The organism is Gemmatimonadota bacterium (assembly GCA_016713785.1).
Lineage (GTDB): Bacteria > Gemmatimonadota > Gemmatimonadetes > Gemmatimonadales > GWC2-71-9 > JADJOM01.
Genome location: JADJOM010000002.1, coordinates 508,249 through 529,818, shown reverse-complemented (window position 1 = coordinate 529,818; position 21,570 = coordinate 508,249). Strand labels below are relative to the sequence as shown.

Genomic DNA, 21,570 nt, shown 5'->3' with positions numbered 1-21,570 from the left:
GTCAGCGTGTCCTCCGCGGTCGAGTCGCCCGCCGCCAGTACGCTGCTCCCCCCGACGAACCACACCCGCCCCCGCCCGCCTCGCTGCTGTCCGGCTGGTACGCCACGACCTTGCTCGGCGGCGTCCCCGCCGGCAGCACCACCGTGGTCCCGGTGGCCGGCAGGTACAGCCGCACCGGCAGCTGCACCGCCTGCCCGGTCAGGTTCCGGAACCGCACGAAGAGCCTGAGCCGCCGGTTGGGCGTCTGCACCCAGGTGGCCGGCTGGCTGCGGGTGAGCAGCAGCCCGCTCGGGCACTCCGCCGCGGTAGGGAAGTTGGTGGTGACCGACGTGGGCCCGGTGATCGTGAACTGCGCCCGCACGCAGAGGGTGTCGGCCACCACCAGCACCCGCGCGGGCGCCGGCGCCGCGCCCCGCGGCGCGGTGAGGTCCTCGCCGCGGCACCCGCCGCCACACACCCCCGCCAGCCCTGCCAGCATGAGCCACATGCGTGCGCCTCCGGTTGCCATGGAAGTTCCCCTGGGTGGACGCCCCGGCCAGCCTGCGGACCACAGGAGCCTACGCCCCCCCCGCCGCGCAAGCCCGTCAGGGGCGAATGCCGGCAGCGGGTGAGGGCGGGGAAGCTCGGGGGGTGGAGCCGAGGGAGGGGAAGGCACGCGGGGCCGGCGGCGATGCCGGCCCCGCGTTTGTGCTCCGGGAAGGCGGCGGGCCTCAGTTTGGGCGGGCGGCCCGGGCCCCGGCGCGGTTCCGCCTGGCGCGGAGGTTGGGCATGAGGGGCGTCCCCGTCTGCTCGAAATCGGCCAGGAAGCAGTCGGCCCCGGTGGGCGCGCCGGCCTCGAGCATCGGAGAACCCGGATTGGCCCGCTGGCGAGTCGTTGTCCAGCAGGAAGGCGCGGCTCCGATGACGCTGAACTCCGAGAAGCGCCAGGCAAACCCGTCCGACGTGTAGCGCGGGTACTTGAGTCCGCGTTGCGCGATCGTGTGCGACGCGACCATCCCGCCCACCGTCCACTCCCGAACGAGGGAGCTCTCGCCGGTCACGGTGCCATTCGGATCGAGCGGGTTGTAGAAGTGACTCCAGCGGTTCGCCAGTGCCCGGAGCCCATCCTGGCTCCACGTGAAGTAGAGTCCGCCGGTGTACTCCCCGGGATCGATGCCAGGGCAGTACAGCCCGACGTCGGTGTCGAGAAGCGGAATGGCCGGGCCCGTGGAGCCCAGCGGCACCGCGTGGACCCGGTCGACCCTCCGGAGCGCGTCCGTGCCATCGGGGCACTGGTACCCCAGGTCATCGTCGGCGTAGCTCTCGACCAGCGCGTGCATCCCGTCCGGTGCCACGCGCACCCGCCCCGGCGCGAACAGCAGATGCCCCCCGTCCACCAGGTCAAACACATTCGGGTACGTCATCGAACCGGATGGCCCGGTGATCGTCACGCCGGTTCCCGAGATGTCGGCCGTATCGCGCTCCAGGAACTGTCGTTCCACGCCTGGCGCCGTGTGCAGCAACGCGCCGGTGTGACTGTACACCGATGTGGAGACCCCGGTCGCCAGGTTGAAGACCCGGACCGCCAGCCGTCGGCCCCCTTGGGCCACGCTGACGCCCTGCGCCTCCCCGCCAGGGATCGGGATGCGGAGGGTGTCGGCTTCCTTCCGCGCCAGTTTGACCTCCCACGTCGGCTGGCTCCCGACGGCAACCTCATACCCGCAGACCGGCACGCCCGCGCGCTCCCGGGACAGCAGGGTGAGTGATCCATAGGCGTCGAGCTGGTAGACTGGACCGGGCGCGCCCGGCAGCCGCAGCTGGGTCGAGTCGGCGATGAACTGCCCGGTGAACGGATCGAACTTCGGCTCCTGGGCCCCGCGCAGGATGTAGTCCTTGACCTGGGCGGGCGTGAGCGTCGGGTCCATCGCGAATAGCTGCGCGGCGACGCCGGAGACGAATGCCGCAGCGTAGGAAGTCCCTGACCCCTCGGAGGCGGTCCCGTCGGGGTTCAACCCGAGAACACCATCGGATGGGGCAGCAATGAGGGAGGCACCTTGCCAGAAGTTGCTTGGGGCGAACTTCTGGCTGGCCCGGTTCGAGCCTGTGACGAAAACGATCCTGTTCGAGTCGCCGGCAAGGTAGAGCTGCGCAAGCGCACGATCGAGGGCGGTGATCCCCGCGAGGAAAGCCGGATCACGGTAGTTCGTGTCCGCAAGTTGCGCGACGAATGGGGTGACCGGTGCACCCGTCACTGCATCTCCCACTGCGCTGACAATGAGCCCGCCAGGATTGCGGTCGAGGAACTGCCCCTTGATGACCTCTCGAAGGAAGGTCACATGATCGTTCCTGTCACCGTTCAGGAAGCCCACAGAGAGATTCAGGACCTGGGACCCCGAAACGGGGGCGCCGGCGTGAATGAAGAGATCCTGGATCCGGTCAGAGACCGAATAGGGATCAGGGCTCAGGGTGTCTCGCTGTAGCGGGTAGAGGCGGAGATCGCTGTTCCAGATCGCCCCGGCGATCCCGCCCCCATTGTCGCCGACGGCCGTGACCAGGCTCGCAACTCGAGGTCCATGAGACTTCTGGGCTGGCGTCCGGTAGGAGAGGTCGTTTCCAACCAGAAGGGAGTCGACGAATGGCACCGGCGACTGGCTCTGTGGCAGATCACTGGGCAAGGCATCGAGGAAATTGTCCACAATCCCGACCCGTGGCGGCACGCCACCGTAGCGGCCTGTTTCGCAGCCCCATGCGAGCGGTGCGCGAATAGCCAACCACGGCTGCGTGTTCCTGCTTGTTCCGAACCACTGGGTGCGATCACTCGCGAGGTGCTGATCGATGGGGTAACGACCGCGGACTTGAACCCACGTGCCGCTTGGGCCCGGCAGCACGAAATCGACGCCAGGTGACGCTCGCATGGCATGGTACAGCGAATCGTATGCTCCCCATGATGGGCCGGGATCCGCGATGACGATGTGGTAGCGATTCAAGCCCTGAGTGCCGGGTCTCGAGCTTCCGCCGACGATGTGGGCGCGGAACCGGGTCAGGAAGCCCCAGATGGTTGGACCACTGGTTGAGTCATCAAACCGAACGGAGAAAGACCGGCGGTCATATGCCCACCTGGGATCGGTAGGATCTGTTACGGTGGGGCCGGGGCTGGTCTGCCGTTCACTTCCATTCACGATCGCCGGGCGTGTGGTGTCCGACACTACACACGCTGTCCCTCGCCGCGGCAGCCCCGTCGCCGCATCAACTCCATCCCCCGGCACCACCTCCCCTACCACCGGCTTGTCATTCCCCACCGCCTCGTTGCTGATGTTCGCCGCATCCAGCACGTCCCACAGCCGGACACAGTTGGCGTCCCACCCCGGGCCCTTGGTGTCAGACGTCTCCCCCAGCCCCGGGCTGTTGAACGGCGCCACGTTCCCCACCAGCTCGGCCAGGTCCCCCGGCGCCGGGATCGGCGTGCCGGCCGGCGAGGGATTCCCCACCGCCCAGTTCCCCACCCGCGAGGCATCCACCACGTCCACCGCGCCATTGCCCGTCACGTCGCCGAACCGCCGCCCCGCCGGGATCGAGTCGATGAGCCGTCCGAGGAGCGCCCCGGGCCGCTGCAGCCGGGTCCACTGCGCGGGTCCCAGGCGGACCGGGGCGGTGGGGAGCCGGAGCGCGGCGTCCTCGCCGACCTCGCCGCTGGTGCCGCCGTCCGGCAGCACCGCCAGCGCCGTCGTGACCGCCATGTCGGTGCGGTACCGGAGCGACGTGGCGTAGTCGCCGCGGAGCACGTCGAAGGCGAGGATCGCGGTCTGGGGGCCAAGCCCCGACGGGTCGACGCTCAGCACCACGAGCGTGCCGGCGTCGGCGGCGCGGTCGTTGACGATCACCAGCGGGAACCGGAGCGAGTCATACCCCGCCTGCCCCACGTAGCGCAGCGCCGCCGGGTCGAACTGCAGCTCCCCCTGCAGCCCGGAGAGGAGCACGCCGCCCGCGGGCGTGGCCTCGAGCGCGACCGCGATCCGGGTCCCGGCCGGCGCGCTGAGCCGGGACACCACCGGCCGGGCCAGCGCGGGGGGCGGCTCGGGCGGGTGCCCCGGGCCCTGCAGCCGCTCCTCGCTGGAGCAGCCGCCGCACACCGCCAGTGCCAGGAGCATCGGGAACATGTGCCACCTCTCGCTCGTGGGACGCACGGGGGCCTCGGGCGCTGCCGGGGAGCAATCGACGGACGGGCCCCACCATGATGCGAGCCCCCCCCCCGCCCGGCGCAAGGCGCGCCCGGTGCATGTGGCGCTCCCGTGACGGGCGCGTGACGCCGGCGTCCGTCCGGTGGACGCCCCCGGCCAGCCGGCGGACCACAGGGCGCCCGGCCCCGCCCTGCACGGGGCCCTCGCACGCCCCGCCGGACGTGCCATATTCCCCGCGCGGCTCCGCGTGTCCCCGACCACCCATCCGTGCCCTGCCGAGTGACTCGATGCGTCGACCGACCGCCCTCCTCCCGCTCCTCCTGCTGGCCGCCTGTGCCCGCGGCGACGGCGGCACCACCTATCCCGGCACCATCGAGCTCGACGAATCCGACGCGGCGCCGCTGGTGGGCGGGCGGATCGTGGAGCTCCGGGTGCAGGAGGGCGACACCGTCGCCGGCGGCGACACGATCGCCATCCTGACCCAGCGCACCCTCCCGGCGCAGGCGGAGGACCGCCGCGCCCGGCTGGCCGTGGCGCGCGCGCGGCTCGCCGACCTGCGCCGTGGCTCGCGCGAACCGGAGCTGGCGCGTGCGGAGGCGGAGCTGGCCGCCGCGGAGGCCGACGCCGACCGCGCCGCGAAGGACCTGGAGCGCGCCAACCGCCTGGTGGCCGACAAGGTGATCGCGCAGCAGGAGTACGACCGGATCCGCTCCGGCGCCGAGGCGGCGGCCCGCCGGCGCGACGCGGCGCGCGCGGTGCTTGCACTCGCACAGGAAGGCAGCCGCAGCGACCAGGTGCGCGCCGCCGAGGCCGAGGTGGCGAGTGCCGAGGCGCTGCTGCGCGGCGCCACCGCCGACTTGGACGAGCTCGCCGTGCTGGCCCCGGTGGCGGGCGTGGTGCTGGGCCGTCACGCCGATCCCGGTGAAGTGGTGCCGGCCGGGACGCCCATCGCCACCGTGGGCGACGTGAGTCATCGCTGGGTGCGGGTGTACCTCCCCGCCGCGCTGCTGGCCACGCTCGCCGCCGGCGCCCCCGCCGAAGTCACGGTGGCTGAGCCGCCGGGTGCCCGAGCCGCCGAGCCGGCGGCCCGCGGCCACCTCCTCTCGGTGAGCCCCAAGGCCGAGTTCACCCCGCGCGCGGCACTCACCGAGGAGGAGCGGGCCGACCTCCTCTTTGCGAGCCGGGTGGCGCTCGACAGCGCGCCGCCGGGGTTCCGGCCGGGGCTCCCGGTGAACGTGCGCTTCCGGCCGGCGGCGCCGTGACCGGACCCGCGGGCGCGCCGGCCATCGTCACCGAGGCGCTGCACAAGCGCTTCGGCGAGCTGGTGGCGGTGGAGCGGCTCGACCTGGTGATCCAGCGGGGCGAGATCTTCGGGCTGCTCGGCTCCAACGGCTCCGGCAAGACCACCACCATCCGCATGCTCACCGGCCTGATGCCGCCGACCTCCGGCACGGCGCGGGTGGCGGGGATCGACGTGGTGCGGGAGCCGGAGGCGGTGCGGCGGCGGCTCGGGTACATGTCGCAGCGCTACGGCCTGTACGACGACCTCACGGTGGAGGAGAACCTGCGCTTCTACGCCGGGCTGTACGGGCTGGTGGGCGCGGAGGGGAAGGCGCGGGTGGAGGAGCTGATCGCGGAGCTGGCGTTCACGCCGCGACGCCGGCAGCTGGCGGGCACGCTCAGCGGCGGGTGGAAGCAGCGGCTCTCGCTGGCCTGCGCCACCAGCCACCGGCCCGACGTGCTCTTCCTGGACGAGCCCACCGCCGGGGTGGACCCGGCGGCGCGGCGGCAGTTCTGGCAGGTGATCCGCGAGCTGGCGGGGCGCGGCACCACGATCCTCGTCACCACGCACTACATGGACGAGGCGGAGCGGTGCGGGCGGGTGGCGCTCCTGTGGCGGGGCAAGCTGGTGACGGTGGGCGCGCCGCACGAGATCACGGTGCAGCTGGGCCAGCCCACGCTGGAGGACGCGTTCATCGCGCTGCAGGAACGGGACGGGGCCACGGCATGACGCCCGAGCCGTCGCGTCGCCGGGCCGGCTGGTTCGCCCGCCTTGCCTTCTGGCCCATGCTCCGCAAGGAGTTCATCCAGATGCGGCGCGACCGGCTGACCCTGGCCATGATGGTGGGCATCCCCGCCATCCAGCTGATGCTGTTCGGCTTCGCCATCCGCACCGAGGTGCGGCACCTGCCCACCCTGGTGCTGGACGAGGCGCGGAGCAGCGAGAGCCGGGCGCTGGTGGCCACGCTGCAGAACTCCACCTACTTCGACGTCATCGCGCACATCCACAGCCGGGCGGAGGCGGAGGCGTGGATCCGCCGGGGCGATGCCGCGGCGGCGGTGATCATCCCCCATGACTTCACCCGCGACTGGAAGCGCGGCCGCGGGGCGCAGGCCCAGGTGCTGGTGGATGCCGCCGACCCGATGTCGAGCGCGGCGGCGCTGCAGGGGGCCACGCAGGCGGGCCTGGCCTTCCAACCCACGGCCGCGCCGCCGAGCCGCCGCGCCGCCGAGTTGCGGGTGCGCCCCTGGTACAACCCGATGCTCGAGAGCAGCACCTACATCGTGCCGGGGATCATCGGGGTGCTGCTGTCGATCACCATGGTGATCATCACCGCGATGGCGGTGGTGCGGGAGCGGGAGCGGGGCACGCTGGAGCAGCTGATCGTCACGCCGATCGACCGCACCAGCCTGATGCTCGGCAAGATCGTGCCGTTCCTGCTGGTGGGGTACGTGCAGATCACCGTCATCCTGCTGCTGGGCCGGCTGGTGTTCGACGTGCCGCTGCGGGGCAGCCTGCCGCTGCTGTACCTGATGGCGTTCCCGTTCATCGTGGCGAGCCTGGGCATCGGGCTCTTCTTCTCCACGCTGGTGCAGACCCAGGCGCAGGCGATGCAGGCGGGGTTCATGTTCATCCTGCCCAACATCCTGCTGTCGGGGTTCATGTTTCCCCGGGCGGCGATGCCGGAGGCGGCGCAGTGGATCGGCCTGGCCTTTCCGCTCACCTATTTCCTGGAGATCCTGCGGGGGATCCTGCTCCGGGGCGTGGGGGCGGCGGCGCTCTGGCCGGAACTCGCCGCGCTGTGCACCTTTGCCGTCGTGATCGTGGCGCTCAGCGTCCGCCGGTTCCACAAGACCCTCGACTGAGCCTCTCCATGCCGCTGGCGCCCTCCGCGGGACCGTGGGACCAGGAACTCGCCGTGGCCCGCGCCGCGGCGGAGGCGGCGGCGGCGCTCTTCCCGCCGCCCGGCGCGGCGCCGCCGGCGGCGCAGAAGCCCGACGGCTCGCCGGTCACCGCCACCGACCTCGCCGCCAACGCGCGCATCCTCGCGGTGCTGCGCTCCGCCTTCCCCGCCGACGCCATCCTCAGTGAGGAGCTGGCCGACGACCCCGCGCGTCTCCGGGCCCACCGGGTGTGGATCGTCGATCCGCTCGACGGCACCCGCGACTTCGTGGCCGGCTCCGGCGACTGTGCGGTGCACGTGGCGCTCGCGGTGGAGGGGGTGCCGGTGGTGGCGGCGGTGGCGTGGCCCGCGGACGGCGCGGTGTACGTGGCGGTGCGGGGTGGCGGCGCGCTGCGTCATGACGCGCAGGGCGCCCACCCGCTGTCGGTGGCGCCGGCGCGGCCGCTCGCGCAGTACCGCACCGGCATCACCCGCACCGCCATGCACCCGGCGCTGGAGCGGTTCCTGGCGCGGGGCGGGCTCGCGGCGGCCGCGGAGCCGCGCGGCGCGTCGATCAAGCACCTGCTGCTCGCCGGGGGCGCGCTCGACTGCTGCGTCACGCTGCACGACCGCGAGCACGAGTGGGACACCGCCGCGCCGGGCCTCATCGTCACCGAAGCGGGAGGCACCGTGACCGACGCCGACGGCGTACCGTTCCGATACAACCAGCCGGATGTCGGGCATCATCGCGGGGTGCTGCTGAGCGCCGGCCACCATCACGCCGCCCTGGTGGCACTGGCCCGGGAGTGCTGGCCTTCATGAATCGCCCGATCATCACCGTCGATGGCGTGGACGGCTGCGGCAAGTCCACCTTCGCCGCGCGGCTGGTCACCGAGCTGGCGGTGGCGGGCGCCACCCCCGTGCTGGTGCGGGTGGATGACTTCCGCCGCCCCCTGGACTGGGCCAGCGGTGACGAAGCCACGCTCTACTACGAGCAGTACTACGACCTCGAGCGGCTGGGCTGGCTGGTGCGCACCTTCGCGGCCGGCGCACTGGAGCTGATGATCCCCGCCTACGACGGCCTGGCGGGCGCCCCGCTCCCCGAGCGGCGCGTGGTGCTCGGCGCCCGCCCCGTGCTGGTCATCGAGGGGGTGTTCGTGCGGCGGATCCCCTCGGGAACGATCCCGGTCACCGCGGTCTACCTCGAGGCGCCCGAGGCCGTGGCGCGGGCGCGCCTGGTGGCGCGCGATACCGCCCGTGGCCGCGCCCGCGAGGAGGTGGAGCGCCGGCTCGACCGGCGCTACGTGCCGGGCCAGCGGCGCTACCATGCGGAGCACCGCCCGCGCGCCGCCGCGCAGGTGGTGGTGGACAACGCCGACCCGGCCCGGCCCCGGCTGTTGCAGCACGATGCCTCGAAGGTCCCGCCCATCCTCACCGCCGCCCTCGCCGCGCTGGTCCCGGCCTGAACGCGCCATCCCGGTGAGTGCCCGGGAACAAGGCATGCGTTTCGTGCGGGGATTGTCCGCGCCGAAATCCCGCCATGGCCGAAGATGTGCTGGATGGTGTGCATGGTTCGCCACCTCCTTGCACCCGGGCACGGATGGCTGCACCGTAGGATCGTGATGTTCTCCTCCGGCTCACCCCGTCCGCTGCATTGACCGATACTGGCACGATGGACTCTGCTCCGCTCGCGGCCCTGGTGCGCGACCTCGATGGACGCATCACCAGCCTCAGCCCGGGCGCGAGCGCGCTGCTCGGTCTCGGGGCCGCCGAGGCGCTGGGGACCCCGGCGGCCGCGCTGATCCCCGCGGAGCTGCGCGCCGCGGCGGCCACGCTGCCATGCGGCGGACCGCCGGTGCTCACCGAGCGGCTGCGCAAGGATGGCACCCGGGTGCGGGTGTGGCTCACCTCCTCCCCGGTGCTGGATCATCGCGGCGAGGTCATCGCGGTGACCGACGTGCTCACCCTCGCCGACGACGCGGAACCCGACACCTCGGCCCTCCGGCCGATCGTGGACCAGCTGGTGGAGTCCACCCGCGCCGAGAGCGAGGCGCGGCTGCGGCTGGCGCTGCAGGCGGCGGAGATGGGCGTGTGGGAGTGGTTCCCCGCGACCGACGCGGTGTACTGGTCGCGCGAGTGCTACGACATCATGGACGCGCCGGCGTTCGACGGCACGGTGGCCGGCTTCCAGCGCTGCGTGCATCCCGAGGACCTCGCCCGGGTGGTGGCCGCCACCACGCGCTCCTTCGAGGACGGGACCGAGCTGCGGCACGAGTTCCGGGTAGTGGGGCGCCGGGGCACCCGCTGGGTGGAAAACCTGGCGCGGTGGTTTCCCGGCGCCGACGGCCCCCGCACCCGGATGATCGGCACCGTCACCGACATCACGGAGCGGAAGCTCGCCGCCGCCGCGCTCGCGGCGCAGGAGGAGCGGCTGGCGCTGGCGCTGGCGGCCACGCATACGGGGGTGTGGGAGTGGGACATCCGGACCCACGACGTGATCTGGTCGCCGGAGTGCTACGCGATCGTGGGGCTCACGCCGGACCAGTTCGATGGCACGGTCGAGGCGTGGGAGCGGCGGATCCACCCGGACGACGCCGACGCGGTGGCCCGGGAATCGGCGGAGGCGGTGGGCCGGCGGGAGCAGTTCCGGCTGGAGTTCCGCATCATCCGCCCCGACGGGCAGGTGCGGTGGATCGAGAACGTGGCCCGGGCGCAGTACGACGCCGCGGGGGTGCCGCAACGGATGGTGGGCACCATCCGCGACATCACCACGGAGCGGGCGTGGCGCGAGGCGCTGCTGGACCGCGAGGCCACCTTCCGGCAGCTGGCCGAGGGGCTGCCGCACATCACCTGGACGATGCAGGCGGACGGCACCGAGGACTTCATGAGCCAGCGGGGCTGGCGTATGCCGGGTACAGCCTGGAGGAGATGCGCACCCGCTGGATCGAGACCATTCACCCCGACGACCGCGAGAGCACCGTGGCCTGCCGGGTGGCGGGGCTGGCGAGCGGCGCTCCCTTCCAGACCGAGTTCCGGCACCGCCGGCACGACGGCGCCTGGCGCTGGCACGAGCTGCGCTGCGCGCCGGTGCGCGAGGTCACCGGGGCCCTCGTCAAGTGGGTCGGATCGCTCACCGACATCCACGAGGCCCGGGCTCGCCCCCGGTGGCGGCCCCCCCCCCCGGCGACGCTTCCAGCAGGTGGTGGACTCACTGCCGCAGCTGGTCTGGACCTGCGGGCCCGACGGGGCCTGCACCTTCCTGAGCCGGCACTGGGCCGAGTTCACCGGCCGCGCCGTGGCGGAGCACCTCGGCAGCGGCTGGTCGGAGCAGGTCCACCCGGAGGACCGCGACCGGGTGCTGGCGGAGTGGCGCCAGGCGGTGGCCACCGGCGCCGACCACCACACCGAATTGCGGCTGCGCCGGGCGGACGGCGCCTACCGCTGGTTCGACGTCCAGGGCATGCCACTCCGCGGCGCGGACGGGACGATCACGGAATGGTTCGGGGCCTGCACCGAGATCGAGGAGACGCGGCGGGCGACCGCGTCCCTCGCGGAGGAGCAGGCCCGGCTGTCGCGGATCGCCGACGCCTCCCCGGGCGCGCTGCATTCCTTCCGGCGGCCGCCATCGGGACCGATCCACTTCCCGTACGCCAGCCGCAGCCTCGAGCGCATCTATGGCGTGCCGCTGGAGCAGTTCCAGCGCGACGCCACGGTCCTGATGGGCATGGTCCACCCGGAAGACCGCGCGGGCACCCTGGCGGCGATCGACACGTCCGCCCGGGACCTCACCCCGCTGCACTTCGAGGCCCGCTTCCGGCGGCCCGACGGCCGGGAGGTCTGGACCGAGACCCACGCCATCCCGGTACGCGACCCCGACGGCGGTACCACCTGGCACGGCGTGATCAAGGACGCCACCGAGCGGCGCCGCACCGAGGCGCTGCTGCGCTCGAGCGAGGAGCGGGTGCAGGCGGTGCTGGAGCACCTGGGCGAGGGGGTGGTGGTGGCCGACCTCTCGGGCCGCCTCCTCAGCTGGAACCGCGCCGCGCTCCAGATGCATGGCTTCGGGGATGCGGAGGCCTGGCTGCTCCGGGTCCCCGAGTTCGCCGCCCTCTACGAGCTGAGCGGCCTCGACGGCCGCGTCCTCCCGGAGGCGGAGTGGCCCGTCAGCCGCATCCTGCGGGGAGAGCGGATCGACAACGTGGCGCTGCGGGTGCGCCGGCTCGACACCGAGTGGCGGCGGGTGTTCCGCTACGGCGGCGCCATCGTGGAGCTGCCGGGCGGGGGGAAGGTCGCGGCGATCACGATCACCGACGTGACGACGCGGCACGAGGCCGAGCGGGAGCTGCGGCAGTGGGCCGACGCCTTCGAGCACTGCGCCCACGGCATCGCGGTGGGCATCCCGGGCCGCAACCAGCTCATGGCGTGCAACCCGGCCTACGCCCGCCTGCTGGAACGGACGGCGGAGGAGCTGCGCGGGGCGGCCATCGCCGACCTGTACGACGCCGCGGACCGCCCCCGGGTGCAGCAGGCCATGGTGGAGGCCGATCGCGAGGGGCAGGCCCGGGTCGAGGCCCGCATGCTGCGGCCGGAGGGCCGCGCGGTGGATGTGCAGGTGGACATCGTCAGCGTGCGCGGCGCCGACGGGGCGGTGCAGTACCGGATCGCCACGGTGCAGGACATCTCGCAGCGAAAGCAGGCGGCGGAATCGCTGCGCGGGATGTCAGACTGGCTGCAGGCGATCGTCCGCTCCTCCCCGCTGCCGATCGTGGCGCTCGACAACGACGGCACGGTGCTGCTGTGGAACCAGGCGGCGGAGGCGCTCTTCGGCTGGAGCGCCGAAGAAGTGCTGGGCCTGCCCTTCCCGATCGTGCCCAAGGACCTGGAGGCCGAGTACGACGAGCTGCGCCAGCGCGTCGCCGCCGGGCGGCCCTTCCGCAACCTGCAGACCCGGCGGATGACCCGCGACCGCCGCAGCATCGACGTGAGCATCAGCACCGCCCCGCTGCACGACCGCACCGGCCGCGTGATGGGCCTGGTGGCCGCCTACCTGGACCTCACCGAGCAGCGCGCCCTGCGGCGGGAGCTCTCCGCCTCCGAGGAGCGGCTCAGCCTGGCCTTCAAGGCCAGCCCCTCGGGCAGCGTCATGCTGCGCTGCGCCGACCGGACCATCGTCGAGATCAACCAGGTCATGTGCGACCTGAGCGGCTACCCCCGCGAGGAGGTCCTCGGGAAGACCACCCAGGAGCTCGGCGGCTTCATCCCGGCGGAGTTCCACGAGGCGCTGTGGCACCGGCTGGACACCGAGGGCCGGCTGGCGCAGGTGGACTATCCGTTCCGCCGCAAGGACGGCACCGCCCGCCACGCCCTGGTCTCCGCCGAGCGCATCCACCTGGGCGGCGAGGACTACATCCTCGGCGTCTTCCTGGACGTCACCGACCGGAAGCTGGCCGAGCAGGCGCTGCGGGAGAGCGAGGAGCGGATGCGGCTCTTCGTGGAGCACGCCCCCGCCTCGCTGGCCATGTTCGACCGCGACATGCGCTACCTGAGCGTGAGCCGCCGCTGGCTCACCGACTACGCTCTCGGCGACCGCGACCTGCGCGGGCTCTGTCACTACGACGTCTTCCCCGAGATCGGCGAGACGTGGCGCGCGGTGCACCGCCGCGCCCTGGCCGGCGAGGTGGTCCGGGAGGACGCCGACCGCTTTGTGCGCGCCGACGGTTCGGTACACTGGCTGCGCTGGGAAGTGCGGCCCTGGCTGGAGGCCAGCGGCGCGGTCGGCGGCATCCTCGTCTTCAGCGAGGACATCACCGCCAGCCTGGCGGCGCAGGAGGCCCTCCGCGACACCGAGCACCGCTTCCGCCAGCTGGCGGAGAGCATCCGCGAGGTATTCTGGCTCACCGCGGTGGGGAAGCACCAGATGCTGTACATCAGCCCCGGCTACGAGGCGATCTGGGGCCGGTCCTGCCAGCGGCTGTACGACCACCCGGGCGACTGGCTCGACGCCATCCACCCCGAGGACCGGGAGCGGGTGCTCGAGGCCGCCATGACCCGGCAGGCGGCCGGCACCTACGACGAGGAGTACCGGATCGTCCGACCGGACGGGAGCATCCGCTGGATCCGCGACCAGGCCTTCCCGGTGCGCGACGCGGACGGACGGGTGGTGCGGGTGGCCGGCGTGGCGGAAGACATCACCGAGCGGCGCCAGCTCGAGGCCCAGCTGCGCCAGACCCAGAAGATGGAGTCGATCGGGCTGCTCGCCGGCGGGGTGGCGCACGACTTCAACAACTGGCTCACCGTCATCGCCGGCAATGCCGAGCTGCTGCAGGACGTGGTGCCGGAGGAGACCGACGGGCGGGAGCTGATCGGCGAGATCCTGCACGCCGGCGAGCGGGCCGCCGCGCTCACCCGGCAGCTGCTGGCCTTCAGCCGCCGCGAGGTGATCGAGCCGCAGGTGCTCGACCTCAACACCGTGGTGGTCGACACCGAGAAGATGCTCCGCCGCCTGCTGGGCGAGGACATCCTCCTCACCACCGCGCTCGCCCCCGCCCTGCCCCGGGTGCTGGTGGACCCGGGCCAGTGGTCGCAGGTGCTGCTCAACCTGGCCGTCAACGCCCGCGACGCCATGCCCACCGGGGGGCAGCTCACCCTCGAGACCCGCGCCCTGGAGGTGGACGAGCACTTCCTCCGCGGCCGCCCCGGCCTCGGCCCGGGCCGCTACCTGCAGCTCACCATCAGCGACACCGGCTGCGGCATGACCCCGGAGGTCCGGGCCCGGATCTTCGAGCCGTTCTACACCACCAAGTCCCGCGGCAAGGGCACGGGACTCGGCCTGGCCGTGGTCCACGGCATCGTGACCCAGGCGGGCGGCGCCATCGAGGTGTACACCGAGCCGGGCCTCGGCACCTCCTTCAAGATCTACCTGCCCACCGTGGACCAGGCCGCCCTCGGGTCCGCGCTGGAGCAGGAGGTGCAGGATGTGCGCGGCACCGAGACCATTCTCCTGGTGGAGGATGAGGAGAGCGTGCGCCGGGTGGCGGCCCTCGCGCTCCGGCCCTACGGCTACGCCGTGCTCCAGGCCGGCAACGGGCGCGAGGCGCTGGAGGTGGCGGCGCGGCACCCCGGCCCGATTCACCTGCTGCTCACCGACGTGGTCATGCCCTACATGGATGGCCGCGAGCTGGCCGCCACGCTCACCACGCGCGATCCCGACCTCCGGGTGCTCTACACCAGCGGCTACACCGACGACGCCGTGATGCGGCACGGCATCCTGCAGGCCGAGGTGACCTTCCTCTCCAAGCCGTACACCCCGATGGCCCTGCTGCGGAAGGCGCGCCAGGTGCTCGACCGGAAGTAGCCGCCCCGCTCAGGCGGTCCGCGGGACCAGCGCCGCCGCCGGTGCCGGCGCCTCCCCCACCGCCGGCGGCAGCAGCTTGTACATCACCGGCGTCACCAGCCGGGCCAGCAGGGTGGAGCTGAGCAGCCCGCCGATGATCACCAGCGCCAGCGGCGAATACAGCGAGGACCCCTGCAGCGCCAGCGGCAGCAGCCCGCCCACGGCCGTCAGCGTGGTGAGCACGATCGGCAGGAACCGCACCGTCCCCGCCCGGGCGATCGCCTCGTCCAGCCCGACGCCCTCCGCCCGCAGCTGGTTGGTGAAGTCCACCAGCAGGATCGAGTTCTTGATCTCGATCCCGATCAGCGCCACGAACCCGATCATCGCCGTGAACGAGAGGGTGTTCCCCGACAGGAACAGCGCCACCAGGCCGCCCACCACGCCGAGGGGGATCACCGACGCCACGATGAGGGTGCTGGTGAAGGTGCGGAACTCGAGCACCAGGATGGCCAGGGTGAGGAAGACGGCCACGATGATCGCCGCGCCCAGGCCGCCGAAGCTCTCCTCGCGGCTCTCGATCTCGCCGGCGGGGATGATGCGGTAGCCCGGGGGGAGCGGCACCGCCCCGAGCCCGGCGAGGACCTGCTTGGTGACCCGGTCGGTGTTGTAGCCGGTGACCACGCTGGCCGTGACGGTGACGCTGCGTTCCTTGTTGTAGTGCTGGATCACCGGCATGGTCCCGTCGAGCCGCACCCGCGCCACCTGGCCCAGCGGCACCTGGCCACCGGCGGCGCTGGCGAGGTAGAGCTGCTCCAGCAGCTCCGGGCGTGGCGTGCCATCGAGGCTCGGCGCCGGGCTGGCGGCGGGGAGCCGCACCCGGATGGCGTAGTCCTCGCCGGTGGCGTCGCGCAGGGCGCCCACCTCGAGGCCGGCCAGGCCGAGCCGGATGGTGCGGTCGATCTCGGCGATGGGGAGCCCGAGCAACCCGGCCCGGTCCCGGTCCACCTCCACCCGGAGCCCGGTGCCGCGGAGTTCCACCGGGTTCACCACGTTGCGGGTGCCGGGCGTGGCCGCGAGGTGCGCCTGCAGCGCGGCCGCGAGCCCGCGTAGCGTGTCGAGGTCCTCCCCCACCAGCCGGAAGGCGATCGGGGCGTCGATCGGGGGCCCGTTCTCGAAGGCCACCAGCTCGATCCGCGCCCCCGGGTAGCCGTCGAGCACCCGCTGCAGCGAGTCGAGCGTCCGCGGGGTGGCGCGCGGGTCGTAGCGCTCCAGCAGCACGAACGCCTCCGCCACCGTGAGCCGCTCGTTGCGGGGGATGATGTTGTAGTAGACGTCCGGATTGCTGCGGCCCACGTTGGTGAGCACCGCCCGCACCCCCGGCGCCCCGGCCAGGGTGCGCTCCACGAACCGCGCGGCGCGGTCGGTCTCGGCCAGGCTCGAGCCGTCGGGGGTGGTGATCCGCACCAGGAACTGCGGGGTGTCGGCCCTGGGGAAGAGCGAGAAGCCGATCAGCGGCACCAGCGCCAGGCTCCCCACCACCAGCAGCGCCGCCAGCGCCAGGGTGAGGCGGGGCGCCGCCAGCGCGCGCTGCAGCCAGCGCCCGTAGCTCCGGTCGATGACCCACAGCAGGCCGCGCAGCACCACGTTGCCCTTGCCCTCGGGCTCCTCCGTGAGGAGCAGGCTCGCCAGGAAGGGGATGATGGTGAGCGAGACCACCAGCGACGCCACGATGGTGTAGATCACCGCCACCGGCATGCTGCGGATGAACCTGCCCGCGTTCCCCGGCAGGAAGAGGATCGGCAGGAAGGCCACGATCAGCGTGGCGGTGCAGCCCAGCACCGCCACCGCGATCTGCCGGGTGGCCCGGATCGCCGCCTCGCGGCGCGAGTGACCCTCGCGCAGGAACCGGCTGATGTTCTCGACCACCACGATGGAATCGTCCACCAGCAGCCCCAGCGCGATCACGAACCCCACGATCGAGAGCTGGTTGATGGTGAAGCCGGTGAGCTGCAGCAGCGACACCCCGATGGCCAGGGAGAGCGGGATCGAGATCATCACCACCAGCGAGGCCCGGGTGCCGAGCGGGAGCAGCGTGACCAGCACCAGCAGGATCGCGATCGCGAAGTCCTCGCCCAGCCGCGCCAGCCGCCGCCCCACGTTCACCGACTGGTCGAAGCCGCGCTCCAGCCGCATCCCCGCCGGCAGCCCCGGTTCGGCCTGGTCGAGCTCGCGGTAGATGGCGTCGCGCACCGCGCCGATCCGCTCGCCGTCCTTCATGTTGGCGGTGAGGAACACCGCGCGCTGGCCGTTGTAGCGGCCCAGGTGCCGCGCGTCCGCGTAGCCCCAGCGCACCCGCGCCACGTCCTGCAGCCGCACCACCGCGCGCCCGGTCCCCGCCACCACGGTCTGGGCCACCTCCTCCACGCGGCGATAGCTGCCGCTGGTGCGCACCGAGAAGGCCCGTGCCCCGGCGCTCACCGTGCCGCCGGGGATGTTCAGGTCCTCGCTCCCGAGGGCCTGCAGCACCTGGCCCACCGGGATCCGCAGCGCCGCGAGCCGGCCGGCGTCGAGCTCCACCACCACCTCGCGCTCCCGGAATCCCCACCGTTCCACCGTGCGTACCCCGGGCACCCGCTCCACCCGCTCGGTGAGCCGCCGCGCCTCCTCCGCCAGCACGTGCATCGGCAGCGCCTCCGAGACCAGCGCCAGCTGCACGATGTTCACCCGGCTGGCGTCGAACTTCTGGACGTCGAGGCGCGCCAGGTCCGCGGGCAGCGAGGGCCGCAGGGCGTTGAGCTCCCGCACCACGTCGTCGTAGCGCGCGTCGGCGTCGCTCGAGGCCTCGAACTCCACCGAGATGGTGGCCAGGCCGTCCAGGATCTCCGTCTTGAGCTTGCGGAGGTCGTCCAGTTCGTTGAGGCGCTGCTCCAGCGGGTCCACCACAAGCTGTTCCATGTCGGCCGGGGTGGCGCCGGGATACACCGCCACCACGGTGAAGCTCGCGATCGGGAAGGTCGGGTCCTCCGCCTGCGGGATGGTGCGCAGGGAATAGACGCCGAGCACCGCCGCCATCAGGAAGACGACGATCGTGAACTGGTAGTGCCGGACCGAGAACTCGGCGAGCTTCATGGCGTGTCCCCGGACGGGACGGGCGCCACGGCGGCGCCGTCGGTGAGGTACCCCGCGCCGGCGGTCACCACGCTGTCCACCGCGGCGAGCCCCGCGGTGACGGCGGCGTGATCGCCCGCCAGCAGCCCGACCGTCACCACCACCCGCCGCGCCCGCGCCGCGCCCAGGCTGTCGCGGGCCACGGTGTAGACCACCGCGCTGTCGCCCTCCCCCTCGAGCAGCGCGGCGAGCGGGACGATCCGCGCGGTGGCGGCCCGGCCCGGCGTGATCTCCACCCGGCCGATCAGCCCCGTGGCCACCGGCATCGGGTCCAGCAGGGTCACCTCGATGTCCCACGCGCCGCTGCCGGGGCTGGCCGCCGCCGCCCGCTGGGTGACGCGCCCGCGGAGGGGCCCGCCGCTCACCCCCTCGAATTGCACCGTCGCGTGATCACCGAGCGACACCCGGGCGGCGTCCCGGTCGGCGAGGCCCACCCGCAGCACCTGCCCCCGCCCGCCGCCGGCGAGCACCAGCACCGGCGCGCCGTTGCCGATCTGCTGCCCCACCTCCGCGAGCCGCCGCAGGATGGTGCCGGCCTGGGGGGCGCGGATCACCGCGTACTGCTCGTTGAACCGGGCGATGCGCAGGTTGGCGCGCGCCATCTCCGCCCCGGTCACCGCCCCCTCGTACCGCTCCCGGGCGATGACGCTGTCGCGATAGAGCGCCTCCGCCCGCGCCAGGTCCCGTTCCGCCTGCGCCGCCGCCGCTTCCGCCTTGGCCACCTCGGCCCCGATCTCCGGTTGCGCCAGCTCGGCGAGCAGCTGGCCCGCCCGCACCACGCTCCCTTCATCCACCAGGATGCGCGCCACCACGCCGCCGATCTTGAAGCCGAGCGGCACCTCCTCCTTGGTGGCCAGCACGCCGGTGCCGCGCACCGGCGGGGTGATGGCGCTGTCGCGCACCGGCACCAGCGTCACGGGGATCCGCCGGGTCGCGGCGGTGCCGACCGGCTCCGGCGCCGGCCCGGCGCCGCACCCGGCGGCGCAGAGGGCCACGAGGCCCGCGGCGAGGGCGCGGCGTGCACCCGGGATCGGATGGGTGGTCATCGGTCCTGCCCTCCGTCGTGGGGATACAGGCCCGCGGCGCGCTCCAGCTCCACGCGGCGGGCCAGGTGGTCATAGTGGGTGAGGATCTGGTTGAGCGCCGCGGCGGTGGAGGCGGTGCGGGCATCGATCAGCTCCACCTGCGCGGCCGCCCCCTCCCGGAACTTCCGCTCCACCAGTTCGTAACTGCGCGCGGCGCTGGCCAGCCGGTCGGCCGCCGTGGACTCGTTGAGCCGCGCCACCTCCGCCGCCCGCCACGCGGCCCGCGTCTCCAGCGCCACCTGCCCGGCGGCCCACCGGCGGGCCTCGACCAGCGCATCGCGCCGCGCCCGCGCCTGCTGGCGCCGGGCCTGGTCCTGGCCGCCGTTGAAGAGGTTCCACTGCAGCACCAGCGACGCGACCAGGAAGTCCTGGCTGCCACGGAAGCGGTACCGATCGCCCTGGATGCCCCAGTCGATCGCGGCCACGAGCGAGGGGAGGAAGGCCGCATTGGCGTAGCGCTCCGCGCCGGCCGCCGCGGCGATGCCGTGGTCGAGCTGGCGCAACTCGGTCCGGCCACGAAGGGCCGCCGCCACCGCGCTGTCCTGGCCCATGCCGGCGGTGATCCCCAGCAGGGAGTCGGGCAGCAGCTCGAGCGGCGCCGCGGCCGGCCGGTCGAGCAGCAGGTTGAACGTCTCCCGTGCGGAGGTACGGAGGTTGGCGGCGTCGGCCTGGCGCTGGAGCCCCTCGCTGTGATCGGCCCGGGCGCGCAGCAGCGCGTCCGGCGTGATCACGCCCTGCGCCAGCAGCGCGGTATGCACCCGGAGGTTCTCGGTGAGCAGCCCGAGGGTGGCCGTGAAGAGCTCCTCCACCCGCACCGCGCGCGCGTAGTCGAGGTAGGCCAGCCGGATGCGCGCCGCGAGCGCGCGCCGTTCCCCCACCAGGCCCGCGGCCTCCGCGGCGCGGCCCTCGCGCGCCACGCCCACCCCGGCCGCCACGGCGGGCTGGAAGAGCGGCTGGGTGAGCCGCAGGCCGGTCTCCTGCTTGAACGGCTGCTTGAGGCTCACGTCGGTCGGGAAGGCGTCCTGGCCCAGCAGCTGGTTCAGGGCCCGGAAGGCCGGGTTCACCATCTCGCCGATGTCGAGGATGTTCCCCGAGCGTTCCGAGTAGCGGGCGGTGAGGGTGAGCGCGGGGAGCCAGCGGCCGGTGGCCTCCCGCACCGCGGCATCGGCCTGGGCGAGCTGGTGCTCGGCCCGGCGCAGGTCGGGGTTCCGGGCCAGCCCCTCGGCCACGAGGGCATCGAGCGGCTCCTGCTGGGCCGCGAGCCCGGCGGCGGAGGGGCCGAGGCTGAGGAGGGTGCCGACCAGCGCGGCACGGAGACAGGGGGACACGGGGCGGCTCCCGAACACGAGTAAAGACTCTAGTCAGTAGACAAGAAATAGAGCGACAGCTCTAGTCGCTCCGGTCAAACTAGAGGCGCCGCTCTACTTGTCAAGTCCCGGCCGTTGTACCATCTTTTCGCCCGCCCCGGTCCCCCAACCCGGACCGGGGCCCGGAGGGGGGAACAGCCGCCGATGGCCAGGCCGGGGACCAATCGCAAGCGCGCGCCGCGCCGGGTGGCGGAGCCGCGCCGCCAGCCGCAGCAGGAGCGTGGGGAGAAGCGGGTCGAGGAGATCCTCGACGCCGCCGAGGCGGTCATCGCCGAGGTCGGCGTGGCGGCGGCCACCACCAACGCCATCGCCGAGCGGGCGGGATCGTCGGTCGGCTCGCTGTACCACTTCTTTCCCAACAAGGACGCGATCATCCGCGCCCTGGCCGCCCGATACGAGGGCGAGATGCGGCGGATCAAGGACACCTCGCTCTCCCTCGAGGTGGCTGCCGCCGTGCCCATCCGCGACATGGTGAACGGGATCGTCGATCCCTTCGTGGCCTTCATGCTGCGCCACCCCGCGTACCTCGAGGTGTTTCCACGCCACCGGCGACCCGCGGCATCCCTCCTGCCTCAGCGAGGAGCTGCACCAGACCATCGTGGGACAGGTCGAGGCGCTGATGCACGCCCGGGCCCCGGCCACCGCGCCGGCCTACCGGCGCCTGCAGGCGGTGTTCGCGGTGGAATACGTGCACCGGATGCTCGAGGCCGCGTGGGACCAGCCCCCGCCGCTCCGGCAGGGCATGGTCGACGAGCTCAAGCGGCTCTTCATCCTGCACTCCGAGATGGTCACCAGCGGCCGCGACCCGCTCGCCTGACCCCCATGCCCCAGCCCGGCACCGACCCGTTCCACTGGCGCGCCTTCAACGTGATGCTGCGGCTGCTCGGCATCGGCGCCACCTTCTCCGGCGTCATCGCCTTCGTCACCGTGGGGCTCGGGCTCCCGCCCATGGGGGATGGCCCGCCCCTCCGGAACACCGCGGGGCTCCTCTCCGGCGGGTTCCTCGGGCTGCTTGGCCTGGGCTTCCTGATGCTCAAACCCTTCCGCCCCGACCTGGGCGATGTCGGCGCCCCGCTCAGCCCGCTCCGCACCGTGCAGGGCCGCCGGCGGTGGTGGACCGGGGATCGCGTGGGCTGACCGGTCCGTCCCTCCGGGGCGAGATGCCCTCCAGTTTGGGACTGATTTTCGGACATTACGCGTACTGAAATCGAGACACTCCAGCCATCCCAAGGCGGGGCCGTGACTTCCACGGCCTTTCGCGTTTTCGGGCCCCCAACGGCGCACTTTCGGGCTTGC

At 73.0% G+C, this 21,570-nt stretch carries 13 protein-coding genes and 1 pseudogene; 9 read left to right on the top strand and 5 right to left on the bottom strand.

Annotated features, from left to right (window positions below):
* Position 1: 1 nt before the first annotated feature.
* The gene (locus IPJ95_06720) at positions 2-487 is read right to left on the bottom strand and encodes a hypothetical protein (GenBank protein MBK7923313.1); all 486 of its coding nucleotides are present in this window, start codon (positions 485-487) and stop codon (positions 2-4) included.
* Between the two features lie 223 nt (positions 488-710).
* Positions 711-4,025, bottom strand: a complete 3,315-nt coding sequence (locus IPJ95_06715) for a S8 family serine peptidase (GenBank protein MBK7923312.1) — start codon at positions 4,023-4,025, stop codon at positions 711-713.
* Positions 4,026-4,444: 419 nt separating this feature from the next.
* On the opposite strand from IPJ95_06715, the gene IPJ95_06710 reads away from it, so the two are divergent.
* The 6 genes from IPJ95_06710 to IPJ95_06685 all read left to right on the top strand — a co-directional run bounded on the left by IPJ95_06710 (position 4,445) and on the right by IPJ95_06685 (position 14,675).
* Positions 4,445-5,419, top strand: a complete 975-nt coding sequence (locus tag IPJ95_06710; protein MBK7923311.1) for an HlyD family efflux transporter periplasmic adaptor subunit — start codon at positions 4,445-4,447, stop codon at positions 5,417-5,419.
* Positions 5,416-6,168, top strand: a complete 753-nt coding sequence (locus tag IPJ95_06705; protein ID MBK7923310.1) for an ABC transporter ATP-binding protein — start codon at positions 5,416-5,418, stop codon at positions 6,166-6,168. Before IPJ95_06710 ends, IPJ95_06705 begins: the two co-directional genes overlap by 4 nt.
* 56 nt (positions 6,169-6,224) lie before the next feature.
* Positions 6,225-7,304 (top strand): ABC transporter permease, encoded by a 1,080-nt coding sequence (locus IPJ95_06700; GenBank protein ID MBK7923309.1) that lies wholly within the window; start codon positions 6,225-6,227, stop codon positions 7,302-7,304.
* An 8-nt stretch (positions 7,305-7,312) separates the two neighbouring features.
* Positions 7,313-8,143: a 3'(2'),5'-bisphosphate nucleotidase CysQ gene (locus tag IPJ95_06695; protein MBK7923308.1), complete on the top strand. Its 831-nt coding sequence runs from the start codon at positions 7,313-7,315 to the stop codon at positions 8,141-8,143.
* On the top strand, positions 8,140-8,787 hold the full coding sequence (locus IPJ95_06690; protein MBK7923307.1) for a hypothetical protein: 648 nt from the start codon (positions 8,140-8,142) through the stop codon (positions 8,785-8,787). Before IPJ95_06695 ends, IPJ95_06690 begins: the two co-directional genes overlap by 4 nt.
* A gap of 206 nt (positions 8,788-8,993) precedes the next feature.
* A complete protein-coding gene (locus tag IPJ95_06685; protein ID MBK7923306.1) occupies positions 8,994-14,675 on the top strand; it encodes a PAS domain S-box protein in 5,682 nt (1,893 codons plus the stop codon).
* Positions 14,676-14,684: 9 nt separating this feature from the next.
* Here the strand turns inward: IPJ95_06685 and IPJ95_06680 are convergent, their stop codons facing one another.
* From IPJ95_06680 to IPJ95_06670, 3 genes are read right to left on the bottom strand one after another with little or no spacing between them, the layout of a single operon-like run.
* The gene (locus IPJ95_06680; protein MBK7923305.1) at positions 14,685-17,783 is read right to left on the bottom strand and encodes an efflux RND transporter permease subunit; all 3,099 of its coding nucleotides are present in this window, start codon (positions 17,781-17,783) and stop codon (positions 14,685-14,687) included.
* A complete protein-coding gene (locus IPJ95_06675) occupies positions 17,780-18,868 on the bottom strand; it encodes an efflux RND transporter periplasmic adaptor subunit (GenBank protein ID MBK7923304.1) in 1,089 nt (362 codons plus the stop codon). The genes IPJ95_06680 and IPJ95_06675 overlap by 4 nt, the downstream gene beginning before the upstream one ends.
* A complete protein-coding gene (locus IPJ95_06670) occupies positions 18,865-20,235 on the bottom strand; it encodes a TolC family protein (protein ID MBK7923303.1) in 1,371 nt (456 codons plus the stop codon). Before IPJ95_06670 ends, IPJ95_06675 begins: the two co-directional genes overlap by 4 nt.
* A gap of 183 nt (positions 20,236-20,418) precedes the next feature.
* Between IPJ95_06670 and IPJ95_06665 the strand changes: the two are divergent.
* The 3 genes and pseudogenes from IPJ95_06665 (at position 20,419) to IPJ95_06655 (ending at position 21,411) form a co-directional block, all read left to right on the top strand.
* Positions 20,419-20,715 (top strand): annotated as a pseudogene (locus IPJ95_06665) (helix-turn-helix transcriptional regulator).
* Positions 20,716-20,761: 46 nt separating this feature from the next.
* Positions 20,762-21,091, top strand: coding sequence for a hypothetical protein (locus tag IPJ95_06660; GenBank protein MBK7923302.1), 330 nt, complete (start codon positions 20,762-20,764; stop codon positions 21,089-21,091).
* Between the two features lie 5 nt (positions 21,092-21,096).
* Entirely contained in the window at positions 21,097-21,411 is a 315-nt protein-coding gene (locus IPJ95_06655) for a hypothetical protein (GenBank protein ID MBK7923301.1), read from the top strand.
* Positions 21,412-21,570: the final 159 nt, after the last annotated feature.